The sequence below is a fragment of the Haloarcula sp. H-GB5 genome, assembly GCF_054850705.1.
The window spans coordinates 254,831-269,023 of sequence record NZ_JBTWBG010000001.1; the positions used below are offsets into that span (position 1 = coordinate 254,831).

Below are 14,193 nucleotides of genomic sequence, written 5' to 3' on the forward strand. Positions count from 1 at the left end.
CGGGTTTATATGATACCTAATAACACACCGCACAGAAGGGGCTAATACCCTCCGGCCAGGGCGGCGGTAACACAGGCTGCCGCCATCGCCGCGTTTCATAAGGCTGGACGCGATAGCGCCGATATGGTATTTCTCGTTCCCTTCGACGGGTCACCGCTCGCAGACGCCGCGCTCGACCGTGCCGTTTCCTACGCCGCGGCCCTCGACGAGGACGTCGTCGCCGTCGCGTTCATCCCGACCGGGGCCGACTACGCCGAGCGCCGCCGTCGCGTCGACCCGACCGAGGACTTCGCCGCCGAAACTGCCGCGGACGACCTCCGGCGCAAGATCGAGGAGGCGACCGACGACTCCGAACTCCGCTACGACGACGTGAGCGCCCACTCGACAAGCGAACTGTCGACGACGATCAGACAGACCGCCCGCGATGTCGACGCCAGCGTCGTGTTCCTCGGCAGCGACGACACCGAAGACATCGTCGTCCCTATCGGCGAAGTCACGGACGGCGAGTCCTACGATATCCATATCGTCCGCCAGGCCTGACCCGTCGGTCGTCGCGACACCTGAGTGGAATCGTAGTATGAGGGCTTTTACTCGCGGGGCGCGACGCCCCGTGTATGCGAACACTCGCTTTCGACGGCCGAATGGGTGCCGCCGGCGACATGCTGCTGGGGGCACTACTGGCCGCCGGGGCCGACCGCGAGGCCCTGTCGCCGGTCGAGGACGCCCTCCCCGTTGAATACGCCGTTTCTGAGGTTGATCGCTGCGGGATTGCTGCAACGCGCGTCGAGGTACTGCTGACCGACGCTGCTAGCGACGGCGATGGGTCCCACGACCACGCTCACGACGATCACTCGCGTTCACACTCCCACGACCACGATGAGGGACACAGCCACACCGGGGACGACGACGCACGTTCCCACGCCCACGGAGACCACACCCACGCCGAGGGCCACGGGCCGAGCCGAACGTATGCCGAGGTCGTCGAACTCGTCGAGGCAATGGATCTTCCGACAGCCGTCAGAGCGGATGCACTAGCGATCTTCGAGATACTCGGCGAGGCCGAGGCGTCGGTCCACGGGACGGATCTCGACGACACGCACTTCCACGAGGTCGGGGCCGACGACGCCATCGCCGACATTGTCGGCGTCTGTCTCCTGCTCGATGATCTCGATGTCGAGAAAGTCGTGACCACACCGCTGTCGACCGGCGGCGGGACCGTCGAGATGAGCCACGGTACCTACCCGGTCCCGACTCCCGCGGTGGTCGAGATCGCAGAGCAAGCCGACTGGTCGCTGCAGGGTGGCCCTATCGACAGGGAAGTCCTGACACCGACCGGGGCGGCGATTCTCGCACACATCGCCGACGGGACCGAATCGCTGCCGCCGCTCGACATCGATGCGTCGGGCTACGGCGCTGGCGGGTGGGACCTCAGCGACCGCCCCAACGTCTTGCGGGCGATGGTTGGCGACGGCGCGGGGCGGCTCCGTCGCGACGAAATCACGGTCCTCGAAACGAACGTCGACGACGCTCCACCCGAAGTGCTTGGCGACCTCCAGCGCTCGCTCCCGGACGTCGGCGCACGCGACGTGTCGATAGTGCCGACGACGATGAAGAAGTCCCGGCCGGGCCACATCGTGAAGGTAATCTGCAAGCCGGAAGACGCCGAGCGGGTCGCGCGCCGCCTCGCCGAAGCGACCGGGACACTCGGCGTGCGCGAGTCCGGGGCCGGTCATCGCTGGGTCGCCGACCGGGAGTACGAGACGGTCGTGCTCTCCGTCGACGGCGAGCAGTTCGAGGTCACGGTCAAGATTGCAAGCGACACCGACGGCACAGTGTTCGACGTGAGCACGGAGTACGACGACGCCGCGGCCGTCGCGGACGCGACCGGACTCCCTGTCCGCGACGTGATGCAGCGGGCCGAGCGGATGGTCCGAGAGTAGCGCTATCCGTTGTCGGGTTCGCCCTCGTCGGCGGTCGGACTGTCGCTGTCGTGTTCAGCTAGCGCCTCCTCGACGGTGAGCGCGCCGGTCGCGACCTGCCGAGCGAGGTCCTCGCTGATCGCCCGGTTCGTCTCGCTTGCCTCCCGCGAGCGATCCTTGATCTTCTGGAGTTCGCCGGCCGTCGGCTCGATGGTTCGGCTGTCGATTTCCTCGCCATCGAGGCGGGCAATGTTGACCGCGGCCAGCACGTCGCCCATCCCGCGTGCGCCGGAACCGAGATACGGCGTTGTCCCCGTTTCGTCGACCAGCTCCACCGGCACGGACTGTATCTCGTCGATGATGCGCGCGCCGACGAGCCGCGCGCCGTCGCCGATGCGAACGACCGGGTCGACCGCGTCTTCGACTTCCTCGCGGACGATTTCGGTGATGTCCGCCGCGGGCACCTGAAACGCTGCAACGACCATGTCGCCGTGGAGAATCGCGACACCCGGTCGCTCGCCGGGGTCGATACCGATGACAGTGCGACCGTCGCCACCGCGAAGCGCCGAAATAACGGTTTCGACGGCCCGCCGCGGCGCATCCGGGTCCGCCTGCACGACATCCACGCTGTCGGGGATTTCGACCGACTCCCCGGCCGCGATGACCGCGACATCCGCCTCTTCGGGCCACTCGTCGCCTGGTTCGATAGTCGTGAACTCTACGCCGCGGTCGCGTAGCTCGTTGACGACGCCGTGGTACACTTCGAAATCCTCGGTGGCGACGACAATCACGACCTGATTTCGGCCGCCGCTTACTTACAGATATGGGAGTCCGTTGGTCCACGTTTGTACTTCAGCTATTTGCCAGACGCCTCTGGATACGTTCAGTTGGAGGTATCTCCGTCCCCTATTATATTTGATAGGATTTTTATCATAGCTGACTGGACTGCTAGTGATGCGTCCGGTGGTTCGCACTGACGGAGCAGGGGCGGCCTCCGACCCGCTATTCGGTGGTGTCAGCGGTGCCTATCTGGGATTGCTTCTGGCACCGCCAGTCGTACTGGGGCTGGAGTGGGTCGGCGTTACCGAAGCGTGGGCACTATACACCGGGCTGGTCGGGACGGTCGCCGCTGTGACCGCCGTAACGGTGTTGGTGCTATCTGATCGACCAACAGTGGCCGTTACACTCGGTGCGACTCACGCTCGCTGGCTTCCGGTGGCGACCGCGGCCGGGTATGCGATCGTCGGGTTTGCGTCGCTGGAGATGAGTGGTATCGGTGGCGTGCTGGCGTTTTTCTTCGGCCTGCTGGCCTTTCTGCTCGGAGTCGCTATCGCGGTTATGTCACAAACGCGGTACACCGCCGCAGTCACCGCAGAGGCGGAGGAGTTGACGCGGTGGCGAGCGAGCTGGCCCGAGTCCGCACAGCGGCGGCGGCTGTTTATCGGCGGGGCTGTCGCCTGCGTCGCGATTGTGGGCTTCGCAGTCGGCGCAGTGTTCGATATCGCCCTGCTCCAGTACACTGGTCAGGTGCTGTTCCCGTCCGGGTTCGTCCTCCTCTCGACAGGTGGGACACGAACCGCCGTGGCGACCGAGCGCGGTCTGGAAATCAGGCTGCCGGTCGCCAGGCGATTCTATGCCTGGGACGAGCTGGAATCCTACGACCTCGACGCCGACTCGCTCGTCATCACTCGTAAATGGGGAACAGACCTGCGGTTCGCAACAGCCGACATCGACGACGTGTCCTTCGCAGAGTGGACACTGGCCGAGCGACTTTCAGACGGCTGACAACAGTGCCTGCAGGTACCAGTGTTTTTACCCGAACCTGCCCAACCCCTGCCTGTGAGCGAGTACGTCCCGACCGGGTGTGAGGCGATCGACGACCTTCTGGGTGGTGGGCTGGAGCGCGGCGCGGTCACGCAAGTGTACGGCCCGCCGGCGGCCGGGAAGACCAATTTCGCGCTGTCGGCGGTGATGGAAGTCGCCGCTGCCGGCGACGCGGCGCTGTACATCGACACCGAAGGACTCTCCGCAGACCGGATGGAGCAGGTCGCCAGGGGCCGCGCACGCGGGACGGCCCAGACCGTGGACGACCTCGCCGGCCGGCTCATCATCACTGAGGCGCTGGACTACGACGAGCAGGCCGAGGCCGTGCAGGACGCCGCCGAGTTCGCCGCCGAGGTCGAACTCATCGTCCTCGACAGTGCGACGGGGTTCTACCGACTCCGCCGGGACGACGAGGACGGCGGCGAGACGTTGCGGGATGTGGCCCGCCAGATTACCCATCTGCTCTCGCTGGCCCGCAAACACGACATCGCTGTTCTGTACACGAATCAGGTGTTCACCGACCCCGACAGCGACCGCTCGACGGCGCTGGGCGGCCACACCCTGAACCACTGGTCCGGCGCAATCATCCGTCTGGACCGGTTCCGGGGCGGCAACCGACGCGCGACGCTGGAGAAACACCGCGCCAAACCGGCCGGCGACACGGCCCAGTTCCGCATCACTGACTCGGGACTGGTGGGTGACGACACGCCCGAAACGCCGCAGTAGGTCGCTCGGATCTCGACAGCAGTCTCGGGCGCGCACCGTCGCGGCGACGGCCGCGTCGCAAGCGTGAGGGACGAGTCGCACAGGCGAGCGAAGCGAGCCGAGCAACGCAGTCGGCTGGGGAGGTGTGTGGTTGTCGCGGCTTTGTGGCTGTTGCCGTTGCAGAGTGCATACCGCGCGAGCGGAGCGAGCGCGGTTTCACCGAGCACGGCATGCCGTGCTCGGCCTTTTTCATGAACGTTTTTCGAGGAGTGGTCGCCTTCGGCGACCCGACGATGAAAAAGGTTCAGTAGATGAGGTCGTCGTCGTTCTCGACCATGTACAGTGTCCGCGCGGCGATATTGACGGCGTGGTCTCCGACCCGCTCGATGTCCCGAATCGTTAGCAGGAGGCGGGACACGTCGGCCATCAGTTGCTCGATATCGGCCTCGCTGGAGTCAGCGTCGATCTCGCGCTCAATGAGGTCGCGCACGACCGTCTCGGAGGCCGCCTCACACCGTTCGTCCACCTCGTCGTCGATGTCGGCAATGGTATAGCACTGGTCGGCGTCCTGATCGCTGTAGGCTTCCATGGCGTTTTCGACCATCTCGATGGTGACGTCGGCGACATCCTGAATGTCGACCTCGGGGAACACGTCGCGTTCAGCAGTGAGCGAGTACTCGCCGAGGTTCGTGGCGAGGTCGCCGATCCGTTCGAGATCGGTGATGATCTTGAACGACGCGGCGATAAAGCGGAGGTCGGACGCAACCGGCTGTTGCAGCGCCAGCAGGTCGATACAGTCCTGTTCGAGGTCGAGATACAGCTGATTGATCTCGTGATCGCCCTCGATGACCTCCTGGGCCATCTCCTCGTCTTTCTGTTCGAGCGCGTCGAGACCGAGCCGGAGCCGTTCGAGGACGATCTCTGACATATAAAGGACGTCCTCGCGAAGCGAGTTCAGTCCCTCCTGATAGGAATCGCGTGGCATAGTCCGGAATGTGCTGGTGGTATGCATCAGCCTTTCCCTTCTCCCAATATCTCCCGATACCGACCGGCGTGACGGTAGCAGCGGGCGTGCTATGCAGGGACTGGCATGCCCGACAGCGAGAACCGATTACTGTGACACTGCCTCGGCGTCGTCACGAGGACGAACGTCCAGCGTCGTCGCGTCGCCGACTGCCGCTCCGCCTTCGATGCGTTCGACGCGCAGCACCACGTCCTGTGGCGTTGCACAACCACAGCTCACGAACTCGGCCCACTCCTCGCCAACGGCCACCGCTCCGCCATGGGCGCGTCGGAGGTACTGTTGATAGGTGTCCCCGCGGAGTTCGTCGACTATCCACTCGGTATCGACGCCTGACCACGGGTCCCTATCGGCGGTGCTGGGGGCAAACGAGAGCACGATACGGTCCGCAACGGGAGCCATACACTAGCTGAGGTGGGAGCCAGGCTTAGTCCCTTGGGCACGGCTTCTTCGGAACGGCTACAATTTGTCGTTGACCGCTTCCAAGCAGTCGGAGTCCACGAACACCACGACGTGATCGCCGGGTTCGATGACGGTGTCACCGCGGGGGATGACCAGTTCGCCGCCGCGACTGATGGCCCCGATGACCACGCCGGTCGGCAGTTCCTGTACCGACTCCTGGATCGGTCGCCCGGCGAGGACGCTGTCGGCGGATACCTCGATTTCCAGTACCTCGGCGCGGTCGGATTCGATGATGGCCACCTTCGTCGCGTCGTACTCCCGGGTGAACCGCGTAATCTCTTCGGCGGTCGTCTCACGGGGGTTGACGGCCACGTCGACGCCGACGGCCTCGAACAGATCGACGTACTCCCCGGAGTTGACGACAGCGACGGTTCGCTCCGCGCCGAGTCGCTTGGCCAGCAGCGTCACTAAAAGGTTCTTCTCGTCGCTATCGAGCGTCGCAACCACAGCGTCGGCGTCCGAGACGTGTTCCTGTTCGAGGAACTCGCTGTCGGTCGCGTCGCTTTCCAGCACGGTGGTTCCCTGCAGATCCTCCGCGAGCTCGCGCGCCCTGTCGTGGTCTTGCTCGATGAGTCGCGGCTTGATGCCGCGATCCTGAAGCAGTCGCGCGGTATGATAGCCGACATCGCTCCCGCCGACGATGAGGACGTTCTGGGTCGCATCCGACTCCGGCGCGATTTCGGTCGCGAACAGGCGGACACTCTCACGGCTACCGATGACGACGATATCGTCGCCTGCCTTGATGACCGTCTCCCCGCGCGGGATAATGATCTCGTCGTCGCGCAATACAGCGGCAAAGGTCAGGGATTCGTAGCGGTCAGCCTCCGCGACGGTTTGGTCCGCGATTGGACTGGATTCGCGAACTCCGAACTCCCCCATCTGGACCTGCCCATCGACGAACGTTTCGACGTCGCGCGCACCGGGAAGCCCGATGACGCGGGCGATGTTCTCCGCGGTGAGCAGGTTCGTCGCAACCATATGGTCGACACCGAAGGCGCCCCCGGATTTCTCCCAAGTCCGGAGGAACTTCGCGCTCTTGACGCGGGAAATGGTGAACGGGTCAGCCGCCGTTACCGCCGTCCCACAGGTGACGATGTTCGTCTCGTCGTCGTCGGTACTGGCGATGAGAACGTCGGCTTTCTCGATACCGGCCTCCGCGAGCGTGTCGAGTTCCGCACCATCCCCTTCGACACCGAGCACATCGGCCTCGTACATCAGGCTCTCCACACGGTCAGGATCGATATCTACGACGGCGACTTCGTGACTTTCTGCGAGGCTCTCGGCGATGGTCGAGCCGACCTCGCCTGCACCGACGATTACGATATACACGGCTGCGCCTCCGCCTGATACATGTGCATCAGCTTTCCACCGATGGGTGAAGTGTATTTTCATCCGGCCAGCGAACGGCGTCCCCGAGCGTTGTGGTGGACAAGCACCGAAACCCGACCGTGAATAAGTACTGATGGGCCGATCGAGATGCAGCCGTCGAGCCTCTCAGATCTCGTCTCGGAGCGGCACGTCTAACCAGGGACAGAGGACCGACCGACGTTGGAACCGTTCAACCGCATCGAACGATTCCTTGGTCTCTTCGATTGCTTTTCGCATACTGGCATAGTCGGTCATACACACTTCGTCTGTCTCCCCACCGTTTGATTATGTGGTTCTTTACGCCCGCTATCTGTCCGGTAGACGCCTACTTCTGTCGGCCGCTCGCATCGATCCGTTCGTCGAACCTGACCTCAGGAACTGGGCTTCAACAGCCACTCCGGTCTCTCGTCTGCAGTCCTCGCCAGCACGCAGCGGCCGTTTGGCGGAACGCTCGCTGTAGTAGCAGGTGACTACTGACCTGTCGCTGCTCGGTGTAGCTGTCGCTTTCCGTACGCGGGCAGGCTTAATAACTAATTGTAGACGTGGATGTGGACGCAAGCACGAGTACGGGAAGCTGAATCGCAACGAGTCCGAAAAGCAGTGCCGTTCTGGCTGCCGGTGGATTCGCGATTGCGGCTGCGCCTATCACCACCGTCAGAATTGGTACGATAGTCTCGGCGCGAATACTCTCGCTTGGCTGTTCTTCGATTATGCAAGCCGTGTCGAATTGGGCCTTGATAGTGTCGATCCGGGTCCATGCCTGATCCGCTTTCGGTCTTGCTCGTACTCTACTAGCCCGCCAGCGTCGAGTCTGGACAGGTGTGTCTGACAGAGTGAAATGTACATGCTGTCGTAGAGTCCCACTTTCAGTCTCTGTATCAGCGATCGCGCGCGTCACCTGTTCACTTAGAGTGCTTACAGATAGCACTGTCTCGTGTTCAGCAAGACAGTGCAAACATGTGCGGCGGCGCTCGTCACCGAGAAGATCGAATAGCGTCGCGTCAGTGAGGCCGGTCTGGTCTGGGGACACAGTCGTCTCTCCGGCGTCGAGTGTTGCATCGAGTTCGACTGTCGGCGCCATTCGTTATCGCCCTCCGAACGTACCGCTGTGTGTACGCATCTGTCCAGTGCGAGCTTACGATTCCTGGCTGAGAGCGGCCCGTAGACGGTCAGCAGGTGACTGTGGTGCCGACAGTGAGAGCCTGTGGCTCAGCGCCAGCGCTACGAACACTACGCTCACGACGAGCGCGACTGCGACGCCCGGCACTGTGATCCCGCTGAGTGCGAGTCCACTAACCGCAATCAGTGCGGCACACGCAGTCCCGAGATACCGACCCGCCCAGCGCTCGTCGGTTGACGTGTGAGTACCTGTCCGATTATGATCAGTCACGGGCCCGGCTGACGGCGTCGACTCCGAAGCCGGCGTCGACAGGAGCGATGGTTCCTCGTCCAGATACCCGTCGAAAGAGTCCGCGAGTGCGGTCGCTTCGACGAGTCCGCGATCCTGATTGTAGTTGATGACGCCCGCGTCGTCCATCTTCGGGAGGTGAGACTGGTATAGCGCGATGTAGACGCGCTGGCGCTGTTTCGAGCGGAGCGAGTCGACCGTCGTGTCATGTTCCAGCGCCGCGATATGTTCTGCGATGTCGCTCATATCGGCCGGCTCGTCGCCGGGGTGTTCGTGGAGGTACTTGAGGACCAGGCGGCGTCGACGACACTGGAGGACGTGGAAGAGGTCGTCGCGGGTGAGTTCGTCGCCCGATGTGGACTCCGCAGACGACTCCTCTGTCGCGGACTCTTCGGCCTCAGTTGTCGTGGGTTCGGAAGTCGTTTCAGCTATCGACATGTTCGCTCGTTCCTTTTCCAGCAACCGACATATACCGGATCGACTGTTCCGCCGATTGCGGCTGTTTCACCGATTTAACGGGTCGATAATGGCCGACTTACCCGGGACCAACGCGCGATTAAACGGCGTTGTAAAGGCGTTACGCATATTTGACGAGGTTTCGGCTCAAGAACTCTGTTCCACTGCTGTTTCACACAGCATACTAAATTGTTTCACCGCTACAACGGCAAATAAGATCTGCAAATATACATACGTGCAGTCGCGTCAGGCGTTGTATCTCGGGCCAATTCTGCCGTTTGTTGGGTATAGAAGGGTCAAAAAGCCGGAAATTACCGCTTCCATATGTCTGCCGGCTATCGGTGTGGCTTCAGTTACGACTGTTGTGACAGGGCGAACAGTTGCAGGTGACGGAGGCACACCTGAAAAGCGCCGGTAGTGAACAGTGATACCACTATCGACCGGCTATCTGGGACGTGAGCCGGTTTATCCGCCGGGCGTCGGCGGCTTGATATCGCCCGCATGGGGCGAGCTCGCCGCGGCGGGCTTTGCCCGCTCCAGACAAATGAGGTTCTCTCTTCCGAGCCGGATCTTTACTATCTCGTCGTCATCGGCCATCCGCGAAAGGAGACGGCTAACCTTCGCTTTCGACCAGTCCGTCGCCTCGACGATGTCGGTCTGGTGCAGACGGCCATTCTCGACTTGCAACATCAGCTTCACGAGCTGTGCGTCGGGGGTGAGTTCCTGTTCGGCCTGCTCGAAGGCTTCAGCGGCGGTATCCGCGTCGATGTCTGGCTGGTCAGCTTCAGCCACCCTGTCCGTCGCCTCGATTTCACGGTTGACCTCGATTATCTCTCGGTCCAGTTCGAGGCGGCGATAGATGTACAGTCTGGCCGCCACGGTAAGCTCCGTGACCCAGCCGCGCCCGATCGCTACGACTGTCAGCCCGATTCCGATGAGGAACCCAAGAAGGGAGCTCGTCACCCAGGCTGGCGTCAGTACGCTGTTCGGATTCGTTCCCCAGGTGACTTCCTGCCGATCAGTCAGGAAGTCACCGTCCGAATCGGCCGCGAGCGGGTCCGTTCCGAGGTCTGAAACCTCGCGCCCGTCGCTGAGACCATCGCCGTCCGTGTCGGCGGTGGTTGGGGACGTTCCAGCCGCCAGTTCCTTTCCGTCGTTGAGGCCGTCATTGTCCGTATCGCTCTCGGTGGGCGCGGTGCCCGCTTCGAGTTCTCTCCCGTCTGTTACCCCATCTCCGTCGGTGTCCGCGACTGTCGGGTCCGTGCCTATGGCCAACTCTCGCCCGTCGGCGACCTCGTCGGTGTCAGTGTCAGCCTGTACCGGGTTCGTACCGACCTCCAGCTCCCGACCGTCGGCGACGCCATCGTCGTCCGTGTCTGCGTCGGTCGGGTCGGTCTTGCCGGATGCCTCTCGCTGGTCGGACAGCCCATCGCCGTCCGTATCGACGACGGTCGGATTCGTCCCGAGTGACAGTTCGCGTTCGTCCGACAGCCCGTCGCCGTCCGTGTCACCATGTCGCGGGTCGGTACCCTGTTGAATCTCAGTCCTGTCGGCAACACCGTCTTCGTCAGTGTCTGCGGCCGTAGGATCCGTCCCGTGCTGGTGAACCTCCGCACCATCCGTCAGCCCGTCGCCGTCAGTGTCAGCATCAGTGAGATTTGTCCCCTGAGACACCTCGTTGCTGTTGTTGAGCCCGTCGTCGTCAATATCACCGGCACGCTGAATCGGCTGTAGAGACACCGACTTCCGATCTAGCGTGGTGTTAGAGCTCGTGTTGTAGAGCGAGACAGAGAGGTGATCAAGCCCCGCCGTTCCGGGGGTCGTGAAGGCTGCAGTTTCGTTCGGGCCGACCGACGTACAGGTTGACGACCCGTTCGCATGCGCACAGACTGAGAGGTTTTCTTGCGGCGAACTAACGGTCACTGCGACCCGATACCCGCCGACCCGCTCACCGTCTATCCGTTCCCAGACGAACGCGGTTCCGTTCGGCCCGTCTGCAGCAGCCTGTGTGGGCTCAACCGATTGTATCGCTGGCGCCGTTTCGTTGCCTGTCGCTGTGTATTCAGCATACTGCCCGGCGTCCGCTGCGGCAGCGACACCTACGGAGACAGATGCGACTGTCAAGAGGAGGAGTAAAGCGCAGATCCCGCTCACGATACGGTGTCTCATACAGTACGAGTGTCACACCGGGACAATATCCTTTTTGGCACATAATCTCCTTGTCACCTCTAGGCACGCTTGATAATTCAGCGACAGTTCCCTCCGCGTCCCAACTACTTACTCATCGGATAGTCCGAGCTCTGACCCAACGACCTGATCCATCCCGCGCCGAATCCGCTGTGACATCGCCGATGGTGAAATATCGAGCTTGTCCGCCAGCTCAGCCTGTGAGATACCACGGGGCACGTCGAAATACCCCTCTCTGTGTGCTGTCTCGAGTGCGACTTGCTGATCTGCGGTCAGCCCGCATGCACCGGCGTTTGCTTCTTCGGAGGTCCAGTACAGTCGGTCAAGTCTAAATGTGATATTCCGTTCAGCGCACTCGGACCGAAACTGCGACAGTGCTGCCCGCGACCGAAACTGTGCGTGTACCAGCCACTGTCCACCTGTCCCCTCGATGTCGAGCGCACGGCCACCAGCACGGACGAGCGAGGGCATGACCCAGACGGCGCTTTCGGCCACCTCGACGCGATAGACGCGATTCGTTTCCGTCCAGTCTAACACGATGAGGTCACACACTGTGCTATCCCTCGCCAGTGCTGTTTCGAACTGGTCGAGTGTCTCACCTGCGGCCTCTATCACCAGAAAACTCGACGTACCGTCGCTGACCATTTGCTCCGGACGGACTGTCACGTCCGGACTGCTCTCGATTGCCTCCGTCAGAATCAGCTCCGGATGACTCAGGCATAGATCGACACCGAGGCTTTTCTTCTGTGACGTCCCATCCGTCTCCGATGGGCTTGCCGGCCCGTATCCACCACCATCGACTGGCTGGTTTGCCTCGGCCGCTGACCCCTGGTCGCCGGTATTGCGCATATGGACACCAAACGAATCGTGCACAAGGACATTACCACTATATGGATAGTGTCTGAAAATCGAGATGCTATATTGATAGCCACACTGAAACCGGTCGTGGGCTTTCGAAATATGGTCTGTCTGACTGTGGCTGCCATCGGCTAACTACGCCTGCACAGCGTCTGATTGTTAGTATTTGGACCCATCCATAAGAAAAAGATAGACAGAGTACATAAACTGAATAGCTCCAGATCGCCCGTCCCATTCAGGAATGACTGGTATCAGTGGTACATGAAGTTCTAATATACCCCTCCCAGGCGTGCACGGATACAGAATGGGTGTAGCACTCCTGAAGTTTCGTTTCCTGCGTCTGGTTGATAGTCCATGGTTGAACGAGAGCAATCTGGGGGTTTCTTGAGAGTCCTACGTACTGTACCTCCGAACGGTATTCCCAGAGGTGATATTGAGGTTGTCCCCCACCAAGAATGGCGATCTTGGTATCGCCGGTTTGGTTCATATTCTGTACCACAAACTGCTTCATTTCTTCTCCCCCTCCGGCGCGAGATTGATATCGGTCAGAGATGTCCTCTGTTTGTGGCATGCCTGAGACTGGCATGAACAATGAACTAACGGTCATAATTGCAAGAATTAGGATAAGAGCAGACGACAGCGCACCAGCAGCGAGAGGCATCTTGAGACGAGGTGTTTGCTCACTGAGGGCCACTATACCCTGTGCGGCGAGAATGGCGAAAATCGGAATCGTAACCACGTAGAAACGGGGCTTCTGGGCACCGAAATGGAGAAACGAGATGACTGGGGGATACAGCAGAATTAATACTGCAAGGAACCGTTCAAATGGGCGTCCATGCCTATAAACGGCCCAGATACCAATAACCGCAAAAACGACTACTGGTACTGTAAGATACGCTAAGAGCGACTGATCTGCTACTACGGAGTCACCGCTCGCAAGGTTAAACAATTGAGATAAGTTATTAACCATCTGAGTTAGCTTTGATAGCAAGAACTGGTTGATACCACTCTCCGTTGCAAATTGATCGCTGTTCTGCCTTCCGAGAATTGTATGTAACGGCCAAATTACGTAGTAAGCAAGCATCGGCAACAATGAACAGATAATAACACCCAGTCGACTGTCCCAATCAGGATACTGGTCCCAAAGAATGAAGAGAGTGGCTGGTGCCAGCATGGCTATTATAGTTTCATGGAATAGATAGCCAGCGAACACCCACATTCCAGCGAAAAATAGGTATATATCTGACCGAGCTGGGATGTATCCAAAAGACTGTAAGCGTTCTATTTTGGAGTCATCTTGTGTAAAATACCCGCGCTCAAGACAAGCTAAACTCATTACGAGACAAAACGTCATGGCGGAGACGTGCCAGCCTGTTCGACTGTAAAACACATGATAGGGTAGCACAGCGATCAGGCCGGCGGCGATCATCGCAACTCTCCGAGACACCCTCCGCCACATAACGTACGTTGCTGGTACAGTAAGTGTTCCCAGAATGACGCTGGGCAGTCGTATCGCTAAGACCGGCGACGCACCGCTGGCCACAAAACCTCTCGTCAGGATAAGAAAGAGGGAAGAGTGAGCACGCTTCTGCATTCGAACAGTCATATCAAAATGAAGCCACGGTAGGAACGGCACATCAAGCATCGCAAGCCCCAGCCGGTTCGCCTCGTCAACCTGTAGAAAATATTGATCAACCATATACCCACGCAAACCCAGTCCGAGAACCGTTAAAATAACCAGAATCGTTGCTGTCACCCTCGTCCTGGGAAGCTCTCTAAAACTCTCACGCATCGTCTTGGTAAAACATCAGTGGGTCAACCAGAGTATAAAGATTCCCACGCTCGCCCAAAATTGCTCGTCGCCGGTATATCACAACTAACAATTTGAAACGGTTGTGGATGTCGCTACTGCATCAAAAGCCAATAGTTTCTGAAGGTACCGAGCGGGTCACTGACTGAGATTGAGTAAACCGCGGGTAGTATGA

General features: G+C 60.5%; 13 protein-coding genes and 1 pseudogene. 4 read left to right on the forward strand and 10 right to left on the reverse strand.

Features of this window, described 5'->3' with window-relative positions; all coding sequences use genetic code 11:
• The first annotated feature begins 123 nt into the window (after window positions 1-123).
• Window positions 124-540: a universal stress protein gene (locus ACYJ11_RS01360; RefSeq protein ID WP_170095677.1), complete on the forward strand. Its 417-nt coding sequence runs from the start codon at window positions 124-126 to the stop codon at window positions 538-540.
• A 74-nt stretch (window positions 541-614) separates the two neighbouring features.
• On the forward strand, window positions 615-1,940 hold the full coding sequence (gene larC / locus ACYJ11_RS01365) for a nickel pincer cofactor biosynthesis protein LarC (RefSeq protein ID WP_461646465.1): 1,326 nt from the start codon (window positions 615-617) through the stop codon (window positions 1,938-1,940).
• A gap of 2 nt (window positions 1,941-1,942) precedes the next feature.
• Here the strand turns inward: larC and ACYJ11_RS01370 are convergent, their stop codons facing one another.
• Window positions 1,943-2,710 carry a hypothetical protein gene (locus ACYJ11_RS01370; RefSeq protein ID WP_461646466.1) on the reverse strand — a complete coding sequence of 256 codons (768 nt, stop codon included), beginning with the start codon at window positions 2,708-2,710 and terminating at the stop codon, window positions 1,943-1,945.
• 163 nt (window positions 2,711-2,873) lie between these two features.
• Between ACYJ11_RS01370 and ACYJ11_RS01375 the strand changes: the two genes are divergently transcribed.
• The gene (locus ACYJ11_RS01375; RefSeq protein WP_461646467.1) at window positions 2,874-3,704 is read left to right on the forward strand and encodes a hypothetical protein; all 831 of its coding nucleotides are present in this window, start codon (window positions 2,874-2,876) and stop codon (window positions 3,702-3,704) included.
• Between the two features lie 54 nt (window positions 3,705-3,758).
• Window positions 3,759-4,469 carry a DNA repair and recombination protein RadB gene (gene radB / locus ACYJ11_RS01380; protein WP_461646468.1) on the forward strand — a complete coding sequence of 237 codons (711 nt, stop codon included), beginning with the start codon at window positions 3,759-3,761 and terminating at the stop codon, window positions 4,467-4,469.
• A 283-nt stretch (window positions 4,470-4,752) separates the two neighbouring features.
• Here the strand turns inward: radB and phoU are convergent, their stop codons facing one another.
• The 9 genes and pseudogenes from phoU to ACYJ11_RS01425 form a co-directional block, all read right to left on the reverse strand.
• Window positions 4,753-5,433, reverse strand: a complete 681-nt coding sequence (gene phoU / locus ACYJ11_RS01385) for a phosphate signaling complex protein PhoU (RefSeq protein WP_188979081.1) — start codon at window positions 5,431-5,433, stop codon at window positions 4,753-4,755.
• Between the two features lie 126 nt (window positions 5,434-5,559).
• Window positions 5,560-5,871, reverse strand: a complete 312-nt coding sequence (locus tag ACYJ11_RS01390) for a hypothetical protein (protein WP_461646469.1) — start codon at window positions 5,869-5,871, stop codon at window positions 5,560-5,562.
• A gap of 57 nt (window positions 5,872-5,928) precedes the next feature.
• On the reverse strand, window positions 5,929-7,260 hold the full coding sequence (gene trkA / locus ACYJ11_RS01395; protein WP_461646470.1) for a Trk system potassium transporter TrkA: 1,332 nt from the start codon (window positions 7,258-7,260) through the stop codon (window positions 5,929-5,931).
• 165 nt (window positions 7,261-7,425) lie between these two features.
• Window positions 7,426-7,554 carry a hypothetical protein gene (locus ACYJ11_RS01400; RefSeq protein ID WP_461646471.1) on the reverse strand — a complete coding sequence of 43 codons (129 nt, stop codon included), beginning with the start codon at window positions 7,552-7,554 and terminating at the stop codon, window positions 7,426-7,428.
• A 453-nt stretch (window positions 7,555-8,007) separates the two neighbouring features.
• Window positions 8,008-8,380, reverse strand: a pseudogene (locus ACYJ11_RS01405) (DUF7344 domain-containing protein).
• A gap of 54 nt (window positions 8,381-8,434) precedes the next feature.
• A complete protein-coding gene (locus tag ACYJ11_RS01410; protein WP_461646472.1) occupies window positions 8,435-9,145 on the reverse strand; it encodes a DUF7344 domain-containing protein in 711 nt (236 codons plus the stop codon).
• Between the two features lie 483 nt (window positions 9,146-9,628).
• A complete protein-coding gene (locus tag ACYJ11_RS01415) occupies window positions 9,629-11,332 on the reverse strand; it encodes a helix-turn-helix transcriptional regulator (RefSeq protein ID WP_461646473.1) in 1,704 nt (567 codons plus the stop codon).
• Window positions 11,333-11,440: 108 nt separating this feature from the next.
• Entirely contained in the window at window positions 11,441-12,199 is a 759-nt protein-coding gene (locus tag ACYJ11_RS01420; RefSeq protein WP_461646474.1) for a helix-turn-helix domain-containing protein, read from the reverse strand.
• Between the two features lie 244 nt (window positions 12,200-12,443).
• Window positions 12,444-13,964, reverse strand: a complete 1,521-nt coding sequence (locus tag ACYJ11_RS01425) for a hypothetical protein (RefSeq protein ID WP_461646475.1) — start codon at window positions 13,962-13,964, stop codon at window positions 12,444-12,446.
• Window positions 13,965-14,193 lie beyond the last annotated feature (229 nt).